Origin of the sequence: Pseudomonas nitroreducens (genome assembly GCF_010994165.1) — a bacterium.
Classification (GTDB): Bacteria; Pseudomonadota; Gammaproteobacteria; order Pseudomonadales; family Pseudomonadaceae; genus Pseudomonas; species Pseudomonas nitroreducens.
Window position 1 is genome coordinate 688,092 of the sequence record NZ_WMBX01000004.1, and the last position, 18,039, is coordinate 706,130.

The 18,039-nt window shown below is 64.1% G+C and carries 16 protein-coding genes; 9 read left to right on the forward strand and 7 right to left on the reverse strand.

Translation table 11 applies throughout. The features are described from left to right. Positions 1 to 140 precede the first annotated feature (140 nt). The gene (locus GJV37_RS20820; RefSeq protein WP_017518828.1) at positions 141 to 302 is read left to right on the forward strand and encodes a DUF1328 domain-containing protein; all 162 of its coding nucleotides are present in this window, start codon (positions 141 to 143) and stop codon (positions 300 to 302) included. Between the two features lie 40 nt (positions 303 to 342). Next, complete coding sequence (locus GJV37_RS20825; protein WP_054907599.1) at positions 343 to 813, forward strand: inhibitor of vertebrate lysozyme family protein; 471 nt, start codon at positions 343 to 345, stop codon at positions 811 to 813. 188 nt (positions 814 to 1,001) lie between these two features. Here GJV37_RS20825 and GJV37_RS20830 read toward each other — a convergent pair whose 3' ends face one another. After that, positions 1,002 to 1,661 carry a DUF3313 domain-containing protein gene (locus GJV37_RS20830; protein ID WP_170858189.1) on the reverse strand — a complete coding sequence of 220 codons (660 nt, stop codon included), beginning with the start codon at positions 1,659 to 1,661 and terminating at the stop codon, positions 1,002 to 1,004. A gap of 665 nt (positions 1,662 to 2,326) precedes the next feature. On the opposite strand from GJV37_RS20830, the gene gltP reads away from it, so the two are divergent. Beyond that, positions 2,327 to 3,676 (forward strand): glutamate/aspartate:proton symporter GltP, encoded by a 1,350-nt coding sequence (gene gltP / locus GJV37_RS20835; protein WP_037010334.1) that lies wholly within the window; start codon positions 2,327 to 2,329, stop codon positions 3,674 to 3,676. Between the two features lie 108 nt (positions 3,677 to 3,784). Continuing rightward, on the forward strand, positions 3,785 to 5,014 hold the full coding sequence (locus tag GJV37_RS20840) for a nucleoside recognition domain-containing protein (protein ID WP_024764990.1): 1,230 nt from the start codon (positions 3,785 to 3,787) through the stop codon (positions 5,012 to 5,014). Here the strand turns inward: GJV37_RS20840 and GJV37_RS20845 are convergent. Beyond that, positions 4,996 to 5,571 (reverse strand): S1C family serine protease, encoded by a 576-nt coding sequence (locus GJV37_RS20845; protein WP_024764989.1) that lies wholly within the window; start codon positions 5,569 to 5,571, stop codon positions 4,996 to 4,998. The genes GJV37_RS20840 and GJV37_RS20845 overlap by 19 nt on opposite strands. Positions 5,572 to 6,077: 506 nt before the next feature. On the opposite strand from GJV37_RS20845, the gene tcuC reads away from it, so the two are divergent. Next, entirely contained in the window at positions 6,078 to 7,367 is a 1,290-nt protein-coding gene (tcuC, locus tag GJV37_RS20850; protein WP_193452910.1) for an MFS transporter, read from the forward strand. Between the two features lie 124 nt (positions 7,368 to 7,491). Next, positions 7,492 to 8,043, forward strand: a complete 552-nt coding sequence (locus GJV37_RS20855; RefSeq protein WP_024764987.1) for a GNAT family N-acetyltransferase — start codon at positions 7,492 to 7,494, stop codon at positions 8,041 to 8,043. 23 nt (positions 8,044 to 8,066) lie between these two features. Here the strand turns inward: GJV37_RS20855 and GJV37_RS20860 are convergent, their stop codons facing one another. Beyond that, positions 8,067 to 9,440 (reverse strand): M16 family metallopeptidase, encoded by a 1,374-nt coding sequence (locus GJV37_RS20860; RefSeq protein WP_193452911.1) that lies wholly within the window; start codon positions 9,438 to 9,440, stop codon positions 8,067 to 8,069. 205 nt (positions 9,441 to 9,645) lie between these two features. On the opposite strand from GJV37_RS20860, the gene GJV37_RS20865 reads away from it, so the two are divergent. Continuing rightward, positions 9,646 to 10,602, forward strand: a complete 957-nt coding sequence (locus tag GJV37_RS20865; RefSeq protein WP_024764985.1) for an NAD-dependent epimerase/dehydratase family protein — start codon at positions 9,646 to 9,648, stop codon at positions 10,600 to 10,602. Between the two features lie 70 nt (positions 10,603 to 10,672). Here the strand turns inward: GJV37_RS20865 and GJV37_RS20870 are convergent, their stop codons facing one another. Together GJV37_RS20870 and GJV37_RS20875 are read right to left on the reverse strand one after the other, a co-directional pair. Continuing rightward, a complete protein-coding gene (locus tag GJV37_RS20870; RefSeq protein WP_193452912.1) occupies positions 10,673 to 11,707 on the reverse strand; it encodes an AraC family transcriptional regulator in 1,035 nt (344 codons plus the stop codon). Positions 11,708 to 11,803: 96 nt separating this feature from the next. Continuing rightward, positions 11,804 to 13,528, reverse strand: a complete 1,725-nt coding sequence (locus tag GJV37_RS20875; protein ID WP_024764983.1) for a Na/Pi cotransporter family protein — start codon at positions 13,526 to 13,528, stop codon at positions 11,804 to 11,806. Positions 13,529 to 13,883: 355 nt separating this feature from the next. Here GJV37_RS20875 and GJV37_RS20880 point away from each other — a divergent pair, with 355 nt between their 5' ends. Together GJV37_RS20880 and GJV37_RS20885 are read left to right on the forward strand one after the other, a co-directional pair. Further along, positions 13,884 to 15,191 carry a PQQ-dependent sugar dehydrogenase gene (locus tag GJV37_RS20880; protein WP_038803449.1) on the forward strand — a complete coding sequence of 436 codons (1,308 nt, stop codon included), beginning with the start codon at positions 13,884 to 13,886 and terminating at the stop codon, positions 15,189 to 15,191. 17 nt (positions 15,192 to 15,208) lie between these two features. Beyond that, positions 15,209 to 15,682 carry an LEA/WHy family protein gene (locus GJV37_RS20885; protein ID WP_193452913.1) on the forward strand — a complete coding sequence of 158 codons (474 nt, stop codon included), beginning with the start codon at positions 15,209 to 15,211 and terminating at the stop codon, positions 15,680 to 15,682. A 61-nt stretch (positions 15,683 to 15,743) separates the two neighbouring features. Here the strand turns inward: GJV37_RS20885 and GJV37_RS20890 are convergent, their stop codons facing one another. Together GJV37_RS20890 and GJV37_RS20895 are read right to left on the reverse strand one after the other, a co-directional pair. Continuing rightward, positions 15,744 to 16,505: a TerC family protein gene (locus tag GJV37_RS20890; protein WP_024764981.1), complete on the reverse strand. Its 762-nt coding sequence runs from the start codon at positions 16,503 to 16,505 to the stop codon at positions 15,744 to 15,746. 32 nt (positions 16,506 to 16,537) lie between these two features. Beyond that, positions 16,538 to 17,842 (reverse strand): CitMHS family transporter, encoded by a 1,305-nt coding sequence (locus GJV37_RS20895; RefSeq protein WP_193452914.1) that lies wholly within the window; start codon positions 17,840 to 17,842, stop codon positions 16,538 to 16,540. Positions 17,843 to 18,039 lie beyond the last annotated feature (197 nt).

An 18,039-nucleotide genomic window follows, 5' to 3' on the forward strand; every position in this document is an offset into this window, starting at 1 on the left:
GTCCGATACGTCCGCAGTGCCCGGAAGCGCCCGGGCGGACAAAGCCTTCCGGAGGCTGCCTTGCGAATACTCCGCGGGCTTTCACTGGAGCAGGCACCTGGAGTGGGTGCCGAACCGACAACGAGAAGAGGAGAGACCCCATGCTTAGCTGGGCACTGACATTCCTGATCATCGCCATCATCGCCGCAGTCCTCGGCTTCGGTGGTATCGCAGGCGCAGCCACCAGTATCGCCAAGATCCTGTTCGTGATTTTCCTGGTGCTGTTCATCGTGTCGTTCTTCATGGGTCGTCGTCGAGGTTGATGCCCACGGACCAGGCTGAAGACGAGCAAGGAGCTTACCGATGAGTTTTACCCGCAGCCTCCTGCTGTCCCTTCTGCTTGCCGGCGCCGGGGCGAATGCCCTGGCCGCCGAGGCGGACAAGGACGCGCAGTACCGCCTCAACGAGCTGATCGCCACCGACGAGCAGTACCGTGAAACCTGGCAATCGGTAGTCAAGGACGAGAGCCGCCTGCCGGACTGGGTGATGAACCTCAGCGGCACCGCCACGCCGATGCAGGCGGTGGACGAGCAGGGCGACAAGTATCTGGTGGGTCAGCTGTGCGAGCAGCACAACTGCGCCGCCGAACGGTTGTACGTGGCCTTCACCTGGGACAAGGACAAGGCCTACGCGCTGTATGTGAAGGTTCCCGAGAACCTGCCGGCGGACAAGTCGCCGAGCAAGCACGCCAGTTTCCGCTGGCTCGGCGAGCCGGACGATTCGGTGAAACGGATCCTCGACGACCAGCTCAAGAGCGATCCCAACTGGTATTGATGCACCGATTTCGAATACCGCGTCGCCATTACGGCGTACGCATGGCCAGGGGGCCGGGACGTTCGGGATGCGCCATGTCTTGAGCGACCTAGGGGTACAGGGAGTACCTCCGCGTCAGCGGGCTGGGTCAGGCAAGGCGTACGGAACCGGGGCGACGCGCTCGCACCGGTTCCGGAGCGCCACACAGGTCAGGGCTTGAAGTTGGCCGCGTCGCGCGCCCAGCCATCGAGCACCGGCTTCAGGTCGTCGAGGGTGAGGTGAGTGCTGGAGTTCTCCAGCGTCTTGCCTGCACCCTTGCGCACCACCTTGGCGACCGGCTTGCTGGTCGCGCCATCCAATGCCTCGAATTCCACGAAAACCTCGGTGTCCTGGTCACGTGTGCCGATGGCGGTCGATGTTGCCGCTACCACCAGAGCGATCGGGATGACTTCATAGGCGTGCAGGCCTTCGTTCGATACGTCCACACCGCTGATCGCGGTGCGCAGCACCAGCGTGTCGCGGTCAGCCTGCTGGACGATGCGGTAGCGGCTGCCCAACTGCAGTTCGACCTGCTTCTTCAGGTAGTCGGGAATTTCGTTGAGGGTTGTCTGATCGATGTTTTCGTTCGGCTTGGGCGGCGGGTAGTAGACCGGCCGCTCGACCAGCACCGAGCTGTAGTTCGCGAGCTTCAGGTTCGGGTCGACCCAGCGCAGCACCGGCTGGCCACTGGGCGAAGTGGCGGGCTTGAGTTGCGAGTAGTCGCCGAGGAAGCCCGAGTACTGCGAGGCGTCCGGTTTCTGGCTGGAACAACCGGCCAGCGCGAGTGCACCGGCAAAAAGCAGGGTAGGTACTACAGAGCGTCGCGTCATGGAGCGTCCTTATTCAGAGTGTCACCGCGTTGTGTTTTCATCACATCGAACAACCCATTGCTTACCCGGCTGTCGCGGCGGCAGGGTATCCGCGCCCTTGCTCGAAACCGCTCGAACTTCACTGATGTCGGTCAATCCGCACTCCGAAGGATCCGTCCTACAATGCCTCGCCGATCCCCGTCGGCCGAATCGACGGCCCTCCGGCATCCCAATAATGAAGAGCGGAATCCGACACTTATCCACAGTGCCTGCTTTCCCGCCAGCCTCGCAGTCGAAGGGCCCTTTTCCTCGCCCTCGGCCATCCATGACGGTCCCCTGGCGGCGACCGTACATCCGGTAACAAGAACCCGCCCGTCAGCGCGCGCGGACTTCTTATCCGAACAATCCGGGCCATTGATGGCCAATCAGCACCAAGCCTAGACGGCTTTGCAGAGCGCTGCGTGACAGGCATCGAGGAACCTGGATCATGCAGAAAATCAAGGGTCTTACGACCTGGAACCAAGGTTTCAGATGTCTTTTCCTATGCCGATTGTGCATGGGGTAGGCGTTTCCGGCATTAGACGGGAAAGGGGTGGGTCGGAATCATGCGCCCCTTTTTTCGCTGGCCGTCGGCATCCCGATGGTTTGGCGACCCCGACTTCCACAAGAATCAAGGGTGACTCACTATGGGCAAAGCCAAGCTCAGCCTCGCCTGGCAGATCCTCATCGGCCTGGTACTCGGAATTGCACTGGGCGCCGCGCTCAACCATTTCAGCGCGGAAAAGGCCTGGTGGATCAGCAACATCCTCCAGCCGGCGGGCGATATCTTCATCCGCCTGATCAAGATGATCGTCGTTCCGATCGTCATCTCCTCGCTCATCGTCGGCATCGCCGGCATGGGGGATGCTAAGAAGCTCGGGCGGATCGGCCTGAAGACCATCATCTATTTCGAAATCATCACCACGGTCGCCATCGTGGTTGGTCTGCTGCTGGCGAACATCTTCCAGCCCGGCGCCGGCATCGACATGAGCACCCTGGGCACTGTGGATATCTCCCAGTACGCGCAGACCGCCAAGGAAGTCGAACACCACCACGCGTTCATCGAGACCATCCTCAACCTGATCCCGTCGAACATCTTCGCGGCAATGGCCCGTGGCGAAATGCTGCCGATCATCTTCTTCTCGGTGATGTTCGGCCTGGGTCTGTCTTCGCTGCCGGCGCCGACTCGCGAGCCGCTGGTGAAGATGTTCCAGGGCGTGGCCGAGGCCATGTTCCGCGTCACCCACATGATCATGCGTTACGCCCCCATCGGCGTGTTCGCGCTGATCGCCGTGACGGTGGCCAACTTCGGCTTCGCCTCGCTGCTGCCGCTGGCCAAGCTGGTGGTACTGGTGTACTTCGCCATCGCCTTCTTCGCCTTCATGGTGCTGGGCCTGGCCGCACGCCTGTTCGGCTTCTCCATCATCAAGCTGATGCGCATCTTCAAGGACGAGCTGGTCCTGGCCTATTCCACCGCCAGCTCCGAGACCGTGCTGCCGCGCATCATCGAGAAGATGGAAGCCTACGGCGCGCCGAAGGCGGTCAGCAGCTTCGTGGTGCCCACCGGCTACTCGTTCAACCTCGATGGCTCGACCCTGTACCAGAGCATCGCAGCGATCTTCATCGCCCAGCTCTACGGCATCGACCTGTCCATCGGCCAGCAGTTGATGCTGGTGCTGACCCTGATGGTCACCTCCAAGGGCATCGCTGGCGTGCCGGGCGTTTCCTTCGTGGTGCTGCTGGCGACCCTCGGCAGCGTGGGCATTCCGCTGGAAGGCCTGGCCTTTATCGCCGGCGTCGACCGCATCATGGACATGGCGCGCACCGCACTGAACGTGATCGGCAACGCCCTGGCGGTGCTGGTCATCTCCAAGTGGGAAGGCGTGTACGACGCGCAGAAAGGTGCCCGCTACTGGCAGGCCATGCAGAACGGTCGCGTTGAAGCCTTCCTCGAAGGCGAGGGCGCGGATGGCAAGGAAAGCCCCGCCGCTCGCTGACCCGCAAGGGTTATCCACAAGGCCCCGGCAGCGTCCGGGGCCTTGTCGTTTCTGGCGTCGGAGGGGGCCGTGCCGCTATCATCCGGGCCATTCCAAGGGGGACGATTCATGCTCAACGGCCTGTGGCTGAGCTTTTTCATGGTGGCGGCGGTCACCGCGCTTTCCCGCTGGCTGCTGGGGGGCGAAGCCACCGTCTTCGCCGCCATGGTGGAAAGCCTGTTCGCCATGGCCAAGCTGTCGGTGGAAGTCATGGTGTTGCTGTTCGGCACCCTGACCCTTTGGCTCGGCTTCCTGCGTATCGCCGAAAAGGCCGGGCTGGTGGAAAAGCTCGCGGTCGTCCTTGGCCCGCTGTTCCGCCGCCTGATGCCGGAAGTGCCCGCCGGCCACCCGGCCATCGGCCTGATCACCCTGAACTTCGCCGCCAACGGCCTGGGCCTGGACAACGCCGCCACGCCCATCGGCCTGAAAGCCATGAAGGCGCTGCAGGAGCTCAACCCCAGCAGCACCACTGCGAGTAATGCGCAGATCCTCTTCCTGGTGCTCAACGCTTCCTCCCTGACGTTGCTGCCGGTGACCATCTTCATGTACCGCGCCCAGCAGGGCGCGGTGGACCCGACCCTGGTGTTCCTGCCGATCCTCCTGGCCACCAGCGCCTCCAGCCTGGTCGGGTTGCTCAGCGTTGCCGTCATGCAGCGCCTGAGACTGTGGGACCCGGTCGTGCTGGCCTACCTGATTCCCGGCGCGCTGGCGCTGGGTGCCTTCATGGCGCTGCTGGCGGGGCTGTCCGCCACCGCGCTGGCGCAACTGTCCTCGTTGCTGGGCAACCTGACGCTGTTCGGCATCATCATGCTGTTCCTCATCGTCGGCTGGCTGAAAAAGGTGCCGGTGTACGAAACCTTCGTCGAAGGCGCGAAGGAAGGCTTCGACGTTGCCAGGAGCCTGCTGCCGTACCTGGTGGCGATGCTTTGCGCCGTTGGCGTGTTGCGCGCCTCAGGTGCGCTGGAGATGGCACTGGACGGCATTCGCTGGGTGGTCGAGGGCGTGGGCTGGGATACCCGTTTCGTCGATGCACTGCCCACCGCGCTGGTCAAGCCGTTCTCCGGCAGCGCCGCGCGGGCGATGCTGCTGGAGACCATGCAATCCCACGGCGTGGACAGCTTCCCGGCCCTGGTAGCCGCCACCGTGCAGGGCAGCACCGAGACCACCTTCTATGTGCTGGCCGTGTACTTCGGCGCCGTCGGTATCCAGCGTGCCCGCCATGCCGTGGGTTGCGCGCTGCTGGCAGACCTGGCCGGCGTGCTGGCGTCCATCGGCGTGTGCTACTGGTTCTTCGCCTGAAACTGGCGGGCCGCCCCGCGCTTCGTCTGCTCCTGGAACAGCAGCCATTCGCGCTGGATCACCTGGTAGGGCACGAAGACACTGAGCCGCTCCATTCCGGCCAGTTCCGGTCGGTTCGCCGGTGGCGTCCAGCCGGCGTGGAAGCCGATGTTGATCCCGAGCACGCTGCCATCTCCGGCCAGCAGCGGGCCGCCGGACATGCCCTTGGCCATCGCGGCATCGTGCACGCCGTAGCGCTCGGTACTTTGCGATCCGGAGTTGATGAACGGGACCGGCCAGACCCGACCCTGGGAACTCACCGGGATCATCAGCGTGCTGCTGCCGATGGCGGTCACCTGTTCACCTGGGCGGAAATCCCGCCAGTGCGGAACTTCACCCGCAGCCTTGTGAGCGATGAACAGCAGGTCGCAACCGGTGCTGCAGCGGTACGCCTGATTCATCAGAAAAGGAGTGTGGGCGGCGGTTACTGCGTAGTCGGCGTTCCACTGCACCGCGGAAGCAACCAGCAGGCCGGGCAGTGGCGGGCCTGACAGGACCTGGAAGTACCGCTCGGTCAAGCGACTGTCGGTTTCCGGCGATACCCAGCCATTGCATCCTGTCAACGTCAGGATGAGTAGGAAACTCCATTTCATATCATTAGCCTTTTCCGTTTAATTTGTGGGAAAAGTTAATGATTATTGAAAGAAAATTCCTATATAAAATTAGGATTTATTACGCAGTAAAATAGCTTGTTAATAATCTTGTATGGCGAAAGTTTCCTAGGAAGTTTCTGAAGGAAGTTGATATAAAGTTTCAGGAATAATCTTATTTGTCAAAAAAACCAAGTACCAATTTATAACTGTCAAGACGTTACTTGTTTTTGCCGACGAACAGCATCGAAGCTTTCACGAAGCTTTCAAACCCATGTAATTCAAACCTTTCAGCCATTTTTCGATTGTCTGATGGCGGTCATTACACATAGGGTTACAAATAAGTCGGCCCTCCACTGCCCCGATCCACCCGGATGGCGACTGTCGATTTCCCTCGTGGAAATTTCCCGTGTGTCAGCCTGAGTGATGTCCCCATGGCCTCGAACAATTCCAAAGCCAAAGCCGTCTTCCGCGTGGTGAGTGGCAACTTCCTCGAGATGTACGACTTCATGGTGTATGGCTTCTACGCCACCGCCATTGCCAAGACCTTCTTCCCCGGCGACGACCCCTTCGCCTCCCTGATGCTGTCGCTGGCGACCTTCGGCGCCGGCTTCCTGATGCGCCCGCTGGGCGCCATCTTCCTTGGCGCGTATATCGACCGCCACGGTCGCCGCCAGGGCCTGATCATCACCCTTGGCCTGATGGCCATGGGCACCCTGCTGATCGCTTTTGTTCCGGGATACGCCACCCTGGGTGTCGCAGCACCCTTGCTGGTGCTGTTCGGCCGGTTGCTGCAGGGCTTTTCCGCCGGCGTGGAGCTGGGCGGCGTGTCGGTCTACCTCGCGGAAATCGCCACCCCGGGCAAGCGCGGCTTCTTCGTCAGTTGGCAGTCGGCCAGCCAGCAGGTCGCCGTGGTGTTTGCCGGCCTGCTGGGCGTGATCCTCAACCACTGGCTGAGCCCGCAGGACATGGGCGAGTGGGGCTGGCGCGTGCCCTTCTTCATCGGCTGCCTGATCGTCCCCGCGCTGTTCATCATCCGTCGCTCGCTGGAGGAAACCCCGGAGTTCCAGCAGCGCAAGCATCGTCCGACCCTGGGCCAGGTGCTGCGCTCCATCGCCCAGAACTTCGGCCTGGTGCTGGCCGGCACTGCCATGGTGGTAATGACCACCGTGTCGTTCTACCTGATCACCGCCTACACCCCGACCTTCGGCAGGAACGAGCTGCACCTGTCGGACTTCGACAGCCTGCTGGTGACCATGTGCGTGGGCCTGTCCAACTTCATCTGGCTGCCGCTGATGGGGGCGGTGTCCGATCGCATCGGCCGCAAGCCGCTGTTGCTGGCCGCCACCGTGCTGGCACTGGTCACCGCCTACCCGATGTTGTCCTGGTTGGTGGCGGAGCCCAGCTTCGCTCGCCTGCTGGAGGTGGAGCTATGGCTGTCCTTTCTCTATGGCAGCTACAACGGTGCGATGGTTGTCGCGCTCACCGAGATCATGCCGGCCGACGTACGCACCACCGGCTTCTCCCTGGCCTACAGCCTGGCGACTGCGACCTTCGGTGGCTTCACCCCGGCGGTCTGCACCTGGCTTATCCACACCCTCGACAACAAGGCCGCGCCGGGAATCTGGCTCAGTGGTGCGGCGGCCCTGGGCCTGCTCGCTACCCTGGTGCTGTTCCGCAAGGGCGCCCGTGCGCGGGAAGGGGCGCTGGCCGCTGGGGTCTGAGACCCTCTGCGACGTTCTGCCCCAGCGCGGTTTCGGGCGGCATTGACTCAAGTCAGGCTTGCCCGGACCGCGCAGGAGAAGGATAGGGTCAACCCAATCCCTCTTCTCCAGCGGAGAACGCGTCATGATCACCCACCCCACCGCCGAGCTCGCAGCCCTCGGGGCTGTTGGCGCCGATCACTGGATAGAAACTCTCGAAGACGGCAGCCATGTGCTGATCCGGCCGTTGCGCGCCGAAGACCGCGAGCGCGAGCGCCTGTTCCTCGAGCGCCTATCCCCCATGACCCGCAAATTCCGCTTCCACGGCGAAGTGAAGATCGACGACAAGCTGCTCGATCGCCTGATGGACGTGGACTACCAGACCACCATGGCCTTCATCGCACTGACCCATGTGGACGGCGAGCTGCGCGAAGTCGGCATCAGCCGTTACGCGGCTGTGGACAACCAGCAATGCGAATGCGCGGTGACCATCGCCGACGAGTTCAAGCAACTGGGCCTTGGCCTTGCACTGATGCGCCACCTGATCGACGTGGCCAAGCGCAATGGCTTCCACCAGATGTATTCGATCGACTCGTCCATGGACCGCGACATGCGCGACATGGCCCGCGAGCTGGGCTTCCGCGCCCAGGTCGACCCGGACGATTCCTGCCAGGTCATCCGCCGCCTCGCCCTCTGAGGCTTATCCGGCCCGGCGGGCAATCAGCCCCGCCGGCGCCGGAGCGCCAGCCCGACCAGTACCGCCAACAGCAGCGCGCCCAGCGCTGAAAGTGGATAGACCCTATCGTCGTCCAGCAGCGGTTTCTCGATACGCAGATACCCCTCGTCCTTGAACAGCTGCTGCGCCACGTCGTTGGCTTGCGTGAGGCTGACCCTTGCCAGGCGCTTGTCCTCGTCGGGGAACTTGCCGTCGTCGAAGTCCGCCAGCGCGCCCCAGTAGTAATCCGCCAGCGTCGAGTTGCCCGGCGTGCTCCAGGCCAGTTGCGCGCGCGCCACGCGCTGGATGCGGGCAAAGCGCTGTGGGTCGAGGCCGTCGTGGCGGATCTTATCCACCAGGTCCTTCAGGGCCTGCTGGGTCACCTTCTCCTGATCGCGCTCGACATCGGCGTTCAGGCTCATGAAGCCCTGGTTGGCCCAGGCGGTGCGTTCGCTCCAGGGGCCATAGGAGAGCTCCCGGCGTACACGCAGTTCGGTGTAGAGCGCATCGTTCAGGTAGGCCTGCAGCAGGTCCAGCGTGGCGCCGTCGGCTTCCGCCGGCTCGGGGAAAATCCAGTGCAGTACCGCGCTTTCGCCGAACAGCCCGGTGGTCAGGCTGCGCTGGCGCTCGGCCCCCTTTTTCATCTGCGGCAGGTCGCGGCGCTCCGGGGTGCCGTGATCGACCAGGGCGCCGTAGGTACGGCCCAGGTAGACCGGCAGGCGCGGGTCGAGGTCGCCGACGATGATCAGGGTCATGTTGCTGGGGACATACCAGTCCTTGCGCAACTGCTCCAGCTGGGTCCGGGTCAGGTTATCCACAGGCGCGCGCTCGTCGCACGACAGCCCCAGTTCCACGGCCAGCTGTTCCTGGCCGGCGCGGCTGACGTTCTGGTGGTCCAGCCAGCGCTGCAGGTGCGAATAATGGCCGCCGTCCTCGCGCACCAGTACCTGTTTGGCGGAGTCGATCTTGCGCTGGTCGAGCTGGGTGCGGGTGATGATTTCCAGCAGCAGGTCCAGCACCTGGCGCTGGGTGGCGGCGGGGGATTCGACGACGAAAGCGGTGTCGCCCTCGCTGGTGTAGGCGTTCCATTGGCCGCCCAGGGCCTGCATGCGCGCTTCCAGGTCGGCCTCGTCGCCGCCATCCAGGCCGCTGAAGAACAGGTGCTCCATCAGGTGCGGAAGCTGCCGGTCGCGGCAACTGAAATCACTGAAGCCGACGCCGACGATCAGGCGGATCGACACGTGGCCCTTCTCGTGGGTGGGCTTGAACAGTACGCCCATGCCGTTCTCCAGCTGATAGGCCTCGACCGTCTGTCGCTGGTCGGCAAGGGACCAGGTGGTGAGCAGCAGGGACAGCAGGGGGACGAACAACCAACGCATGAGCGGTGAGCCTGGACGCAAAGCCGTGAGGATAGCGGATTGACCGACGCGAACCCACCGCGTTCAACCTTTGTCGGGTGGCATCTTTGGTCATGGGGCTGGCTTGTGCGGTCACTGTCGGTGCTGGCGCAGTGGAACTACGCTGCAAGCACGCACCCTTCAATAGCCCAAAGTTCGCCGCGTTCCCGAGCGATCTGGAGGTTTCATGCGCGTATTGATCACCGGCGCCGCTGGCTTTCTGGGGCAGAGCCTGCTCAATGAACTGGCCGTGCAGCACCTGGATTGGACGCTGATCGCCGGAGACGTCAGGCGCATCAATACCCAGGGCCTGCGACCGAACATCGAGCCGGTTGCGCTGGACCTGGGTGTGGCTGCGCAGGTGAATGCCTGCGTAGAACAATGGCGACCGGACGCCATCGTCCATCTCGCCGCCGTGGTCAACCCGCCGCGGGAAATGACCCCGCAGAAGCTGCATGCCATCGAAGTCGGCGGCACTCGCGCGCTGATCGAGGCGGCGCGGCAGACCGGCGTTAAGCAACTGATAGTCACCAGCTCCGGCGTCGCTTATGGCTTCCACCGCGACAATGCCGAGTGGATCGACGAATCCCATCCGCTGCGCGGACACCCCCACCTGCTCCAGGCGCGTTGCAAGCAGGAGATCGAACAACTGCTGGCGGATGCGCGGAAACGTTATCCACAGCTCAAGCAGTTGATCCTGCGTCCCGGCACCATTCTCGGCCGACGTGTGCATAACCCGCTGAGCGAACTCTTTGCCCGGCCCACCATGGTGGGCGTGCTGGGGCACCGCAGCCGCTTCGTGTTCATCTGGGACCAGGATGTCGTGAATGTGATCCGCCAGGGGCTGGAACGCGGCAGCGAGGGCATCTACAACCTCGCCGGCGATGGTGCGTTGTCCTTGCGCGAAATCGCCGGCCTGCTCAACAAACCCTATCGGTCCATGCCCGCAGGCCTGCTGCGCATGGGGCTGGGGCTGCTCAAGCCGCTGGGTTTGTCGCGCTTCGGCCCGGAGCAGGTGGACTACCTGCGCTATCGGCCAGTGCTGGACAATCGCCGGTTGAAGGAAGAGTTCGGCTACGAGCCGCGCTATTCCAGCCGCGAGGCCTTCCTGGCCTATCTCGCGGCGCGGGGACCGAACGGCTGAGTCGCAGGCTGTGGATATCCTGTAGGCAAGTCTGTTGAAAAGCCTGCTGGCCGCTGCTTGTCGCTGCCGGCTAACTGCCTGACTGCCGCCTCCGCTGGCGATATTCGCCCGGTGTCAGCCCCGTCCAATGACGGAAGGCACGGAAGAACACGCTGGGTTCGGAATAGCCGAGCAGGGCGGCGATATCCGTGGCCGGCAGGTTGCCTTCGCCCAGGTAGCGTTCCGCCAGTTGCCGGCGGGTGTCGGCGAGCAGCTGTTGATAACTGCTGCCTTCCTCCGCCAGTCGGCGCTGCAGCGTGCGCTCGCTCAGGCCCAGTTCGCTGGCAACCGAAGCGCGGCCCGGTTCGCCGCGGGCCAGTTGCTCACCCAGGAGGGCGACGACACGGCCGCTGATGCTGGCGCTGGGCAGCCGGGCGAGCAGGCCTTCGGCGTGCTGGCGCAGCAGATCGCGCAGCGGCGGATTGGCCTGGGGCAGTGGTGCGTCGATGAGTGCCCTGGGTAGGCCCATGGCGTAGTCAGGCGCTTCAAACTGCAGAGGGCAGCCGAAGGCCTTTTCATATTCTTCGAGATTCTCCGGCTGGCTGTGCATGAAGCGGCAGCCGGCCAATTGCAGGCCGCTGAGCAGGGCGCGCAGCTGGCGCGCCCAGAACCCCAGCAGCGCCAGGGCGCGGGCGCGGGTCGCCGGCGTTTCGGGGCTCAGCGGGCGGTAGGTCACCCAGATGATCTCGGCTTGCGCCTCGATGGCCACCTGGCCGCCTTCGCCTACCAGGCGCTGGTAGCGCATGGCCGACTCGAGGGCGTCGCCCAGCGTGGTGCTCGACTGCAGCAGATAGCCCAGCGCGCTGAAGGATGCCGGCGACAGGGCGCGGCCCATGGCCAGGCCGGGCTCATCGTGCTTCAGGTCGGTCTGGATCACCTGCCACATGCGCTCCTGCAGCGCGAAGTCGATACGCGCATCCGGGTCGCTGAGCTGGGATTGCTGAATGCCGCTGGCAGCGAGCAGCGCATCGCGGTTCATACCGAGACGCACGGCCGCCAGCAGAATGGCCTGGGTCAGGCTGGCGCTGACCGAGGGAGGGCGTTGGGATTGAGTGCATGCTTCCATGGCGGCGGATTCTGCCCGAACCCTGGGCGTCGTGATATCAGGACTTTGTAGGAGCTGGCGAACGCTCCGTCGAAGCGCTCGCCCAGTCCCTGGCCGTCAACCCGTCGCGCTGGAGCCGGGCGGAGCCGGGCGCTGCTGATCCTGTACCGCTTCGACTTCGCGCTCGACGAAGTCATCGTCTTCCCCAGGTTCAGTGGTTGCCGAACTGCTGGCATCCGGGTTGTCCAGAACAGCATAGGCGATGGCGCAGAACAGCGAGTTCAAGCGCTTCATGTCGCTGATCAGGTCCAGGTGCAGCGAGCTGGTCTCGATGCTCTGTACCACCTGCTGACGCAGGCGGTCGACATGCGAGTGGGCGAAGCGCCGTTCCTGCAGGCGGAAGCGCTGCTTGGCACGGCGCAGGCGCTTGGCGCCTTCCTGGTCACCATTGAGGAACACCGACAGGGACAGGCGCAGGTTGGCCACCAACTGACCGTGCAGCACGGTGATCTCCTCCAGGCCGTTGTCGGAGAAGGATCGGCTGCGCGAGGTCTTCTTGTCCTGCACGGCGCCGAGCATGTGTTCGATGATGTCGCCCGCCTGCTCGAGGTTGATCGCCAGCTCGATGATCTCCGCCCAGCGACGGCTGTCGGCTTCGCTCAGGTCTTCGCGGGGCATGCGCGCCAGGTACAGCTTGATCGCGGTGTAGAGGGCGTCGACGTCGTCGTCCTGCTTGCGGATTTCCTTGCCCAGCAGCGGGTCGCCGCTGTGGATAACCTGCATCAGGTTGTTCAGCATCTGTTCGACGATATCGCCCATGCGCAGGGTTTCGCGCACCGCGTTGACCAGCGCCAGGCTTGGCGTGTCCAGCGCACCGGGGTCGAGGTGACGCGGGCGGACGATATCTTCCGGCGAATGGCGGTCGGGCATGATGCGCGTACAGAAGGCCGCCATTTGTCCGGTCAGCGGCAGGCAGGCGAGGCAGCGGGTGGTGTTGTAGAGCACGTGGAAGGCGATCACCAGTTCGGCGGTGCTGAACTGCCAGTGGTCGATCCAGTCTGCCAGCGGGCCCACCAGCGGCAGCACCAGGGCGCAGCCGGCGACCTTGAACAGCAGGCTGCCCAGCGCCACGCGGCGGCCGGCGGCGTTCTGCGAGGAGGCACTGATCATCGCCAGGATTCCGCTGCCCAGGTTGGCGCCGATCACCAGGCACAGCGCCACTTTCAGCGAGATCACCTTGGAGGCGGCCAGCGTCGCGGTAAGCAGCACGGCCGCCAGGCTGGAATAGGAAATCATCGCGAACAGCGCGCCGGTGAGCGCATCCAGCATCACGTCGCCGGTCAGGCTGGAGAACAGCACCTTGACGCCCTTGGCCTGGGTCATCGGCTCCGCTGCCGCGACGATCAGCTGCAGCGCCAGGATGATCAGCCCCAGGCCGATGAACACCCGGCCGAGCTGGCCCAGGCGCGACTTCTGTCGGCCGAGGAAGAAGATCACCCCGAAGAAGATCAACAGCGGCGACAGCCACGACAGGTCCAGGGTCAGCACCCGTGCCATCAGCGCCGTGCCGACGTCCGCGCCGAGCATGATCGCCAGCGCTGGCGCCAGGGCCATCAGTCCGGTGGCGACGAAGGAGGTCGCCAGCAGCGCCGTGGCGTTGCTGCTCTGCACCAGCGCGGTGACACCGATGCCGGCGGCGAAGGCCAGCGGGCGCTTTTCCACGCTGCGGCTGAGGATTTTTCGCAGGTTACTGCCGTAGACCCTGAGGATGCCGGTGCGGACGATGTGAGTGCCCCACACCAACAGGGCGACGGCAGAGAGCAGATCGAGCAGTTTGAGCATGTCGGGCCCCCTTGCACGCAAATGGGCCCGCGGGCGGAGCGTCCGTCGACGGACCCTGTAACGACCTCGCCCGCGGCTCCGTACAGACAGCGCGGAGGGCCGAGAAGGACACGGCAGCATTCAGGCGATTGTCACAAGACTGTCATGGTAGACCCTCGTTCTTCCCTGAGGGTTCGCCAAATCTCTGATTTGCCGGGATTCCTGTCTGTCAGTAAAGCCGATCAAACACGGGTGCGAGAGGCTTTGCATCGGTTATTTCGCACGGATCGGCGGGCGGATATGTCTAGACTGCCTAACCATTTGCTGACAGAAGTGCTCATCGACATGGATGCGCCACAGGCCGAGGAGAAGTCGCATGCGTAGGTCGTTCCCCCTCCTGATCGTACTGGCGTTGGCCGGTTGCGGCGACAAGTCGGCGCTGCCGTTCACCGCCGGCACCGGACCTCAACCGCAATTGCCCGAACCCCAGAGCAGCGTGCTGCCCACCGTCAACATCGCCACCGCCACCGGCTGGCCCGCCGGGCAGATGCCCCGTGCTGCCGAAGGCCTGGAGGTGCAGCGCTTCGCCGACAAGCTGGAACACCCGCGTTGGCTTTACGTGCTGCCCAACGGCGATGTGCTGGTGGCGGAAAGCTCGGCACCGCCCAAGGAAGAGTCCGGCGGATTGAAGGACTGGGTCGCCGGCAAGGTCATGGCCAAGGCCGGGGCCTCGGTACCCAGCGCCAACCGCATCACCCTGCTGCGCGACAGCGATGGCGATGGCGTGCCGGAACAGCGCAGCGTGCTGCTGGAAGGTCTGTTCTCGCCCTTCGGCATGGCGCTTGTGGATAACTGGCTGTATGTGGCCAACGCCGATGCCGTGGTGCGCTTCCCGTACAAGACTGGCGAGACGGCGATCAGCGCACCGGCGGAAAAGGTCGTCGACCTGCCGGGCGGGCCGATCAACCACCACTGGACCAAGAACATCCTCGCCAGCCCCGACGGCCGCTACCTCTACGCCACCGTCGGCTCCAACAGCAACGTCGGCGAGAACGGGCTGGACGCGGAGAAGCACCGCGCGGCGATCCTGCAGATCGACCTTTCCAGCCGTAACGTGCGGGTATTCGCCTCCGGCCTGCGCAACCCCAACGGGCTGGGCTGGGAGCCCAACAGCGGCGCCCTGTGGACAGCCGTCAACGAGCGCGACGAACTGGGCAACGACCTGGTGCCGGACTACATGACCTCGGTGAAGGACGGCGGCTTCTACGGCTGGCCCTGGAGCTACTTCGGCCAGCATGTGGATAAACGCGTCGAACCGCCGCGCCCGGACATGGTGCAGAAGGCCCTGGTGCCCGACTACGCCCTGGGTTCGCACACCGCCTCCCTCGGCCTTGCCTTCTATCAGGGCAGCCTGCTGCCGGAGCGTTATCGTGGCGGCGTGTTCATCGGCCAGCACGGCTCGTGGAACCGCAAGCCGCGCAGCGGTTACCAGGTGGTGTTCATCCCCTTCGGCGGCGGCAAGCCCAACGGCCAGCCGGTGACGGTGCTGGATGGTTTCGTCAACGACAAGGAGGAAGCCATGGGCCGTCCGGTCGGCGTCGCTGTGGATAAGTTTGGCGGCCTGCTGGTGGCCGATGATGTGGGTAACACCGTATGGCGGTTGCGCCCGGCTACCCTGAAGTGAATCGACGAGGAGGCCGCATGGCCAAGCTACATCGCCTGATCCTGATGGCCGCGCTACTGACGCTGGGCGCGTGCAGCAGTCTGTTCGGCACGCGCGATCCGCTGCGCATCGACCTGGTCGGCCTGGAGCCGGCGACCGGGCAGGGCATGGAAGCGCGCTTCACGGTCAAGCTGCGGGTGCAGAACCCCAATGACCAGGCCATCGACTACAACGGTATCGCCCTGGACCTTTCGGTGAACGGCCAGCCGCTGGCCAGCGGGGTGAGCGACGCCAGCGGGCAGGTGCCGCGATTCGGCGAAACGGTGATCAGTGTGCCGGTGAGCATCTCGGCTTTCTCTGCGCTCCGCCAGGCCTGGGGCCTGTCCGGCGGTCCACCGCGCCAGGGCATGCCCTACGAAATCAGCGGCAAACTGGCCGGTGGGTTGTTCGGTACGGTGCGCTTCAACGACAAGGGCGTGCTGAACTGGCCGGAGCCGGTTGCACGTCCTTGAGGTACGTTGCTGTGGATAAACCGGGCTGTGGATAGCCCGGTTTTTTATTGCCTGCCGTGGGCTACTGGCCTGGGATGTCCTTGCGCAGCTTCACCGGGTCCACTTCCTTCTTCCCACGCGCGGTGCGCATGCGGATGTTCAGCGCTTCCACCGCCAGCGAGAAGGCCATGGCGAAGTAGACGTAGCCCTTGGGCACGTGGACTTCGAAGGCTTCGGCGATGAGCACGGTGCCGACCACGATAAGGAAGGACAGCGCGAGCATCTTCAGCGACGGGTGCTTGTCGATGAAGTCGCTGATGGCGCCCGCCGCCAGCATCATCACCATGACCGCCACGACGATGGCCGCGACCATCACCGGCACGTTGGAAACCATGCCCACGGCGGTGATCACCGAGTCCAGCGAGAACACGATGTCGATGATGGCGATCTGGATGATGGTGCCGATGAAGCCACCCATCACGCTCTTGGGTTCTCCCTCGGTTTCATCCTCGCCCTCCAGGCCGTGGAAGATTTCGCTGCTGCTTTTCCACAGCAGGAACAGGCCGCCGAAGAACAGGATCAGATCGCGCCCGGAGATGCCCTGGCCGAACACGTGGAACAGGTCGGCGGTCAGGCGCATGACCCAGGTGATCGAGAGCAGCAGCAGGATGCGCGTGACCATCGCCAGCGCCAGTCCGAAGAAGCGCGTGCGCGGCTGCATGTGCTTGGGCATGCGGCCGACCAGGATGGAGATCATGATGATGTTGTCGATGCCCAGGACGATTTCCAGGGCAGTCAGGGTGAAGAACGCAATCCAGATTTCAGGGCTGGTCAGCCATTCCATTGTCGCGGTACTCGAAGTCGGTCGTTGATCGGTCAGTCATTGAACAGCGGGAACAGGCCCAGCAGCAGCGCGGCGGCGAGGATCGCCAGGCACACCAGCACGGCCCATTTGAGGGTGAAGCGCTGATGGTCGCCGAAGTCGATCTTGGCCAGGCCTACCAGCAGGTAGGTCGAGGGCACCAGCGGGCTGAGCAGGTGCACCGGCTGGCCGACGATGGAGGCACGGGCCATTTCCACCGGCGTGATGCCGTACTGCGCGGCGGCCTGGGAGAGTACCGGGAGCACGCCGTAGTAGAAAGCGTCGTTGGACATGAAGAAGGTGAACGGCATGCTCACCAGCGCCGTGATGGTCGCCAGATACGGCCCCAGCGCCGGCGGGATCACCGCCAGCAGGCTCTTGGACATGGCTTCGACCATGCCCGTTCCGGAGAGGATCCCGGTGAATACGCCCGCGGCGAAAATCAGCGAGACCACCGCGAGGACGTTCTCGGCGTGGGCGCCGATGCGCTTCTTCTGCTCCAGGATGCAGGGATAGTTGACGATCATCGCGATCCCGAAGGCGATCATGAACAGCACCGGCATCGGCAGCAGGCCGGCGATCAGGGTGCCCATCAGCACAACGGTCAGCACGGCGTTGAACCACAGCAGCTTCGGCCGACGCACCTCGGGGTATTGCGACACACTCACTTCCGCCATCGCTTCGTGGTCGATCGGCAGGTGCAACTCGCCCAGGCGGGCGCGCTCGCGCTTGCCGTAGGCCCAGGCGAGGGCGAAGATCGCCGCGATCCCGGCGAGCATGGCCGGGATCATCGGCACGAAGATGTCCGCCGGGTCGACGTGAAGGGCGCTGGCTGCGCGGGCAGTGGGGCCGCCCCAGGGCGTCATGTTCAGCACGCCGCTGGAGAGCATGATCAGGCAGGCCATCAGCAGCGGGCTCATGCCCAGGCGGCTGTACAGCGGCAGCACGGCGGCCACGCAGATCATGTAGGTGGTCGAGCCGTCGCCATCCAGCGAGACGATCATCGCCAGCGCGGCGGTGCCCATCGATACCTTCAGCGGATCGCCCTTCACCAGTTTGAGGATGCGCCGCACCGCCGGGTCGAACAGCCCGGAGTCGATCATGATGGCGAAGTAGAGGATGGCGAACATCAGCATCACGCCGGTCGGCGCGAGGGTGCGGATGCCGTCCAGCATCATCGGTCCCAGGCCCTTGGCGAAGCCGCCGAGCAGGGCGAAGGCGATCGGGACCAGGATCAGCGCGATCAGTGCCGAAAGCCGCTTGGTCATGATCAGGAACATGAAGGTCGCCACCATGGCGAAGGCGAGGAAAGTCAGCATGGGGATAACTCCGTCTCGGCGCCGAGGTTCAGCAGCGGCTGTGGATAAGCACGAGTGGTACGGACGGAGTGGGAGCGGGGGCGGACAGGAAACGGGGCATGAGCGATCACCGATTGTTGTTTTTGTACGCTGCGCGAACGCAGGTCCGGCCGGGAGGACCGAGGCGGCGATGCTAGGGGGTCAAGCTTTCAGCAGGC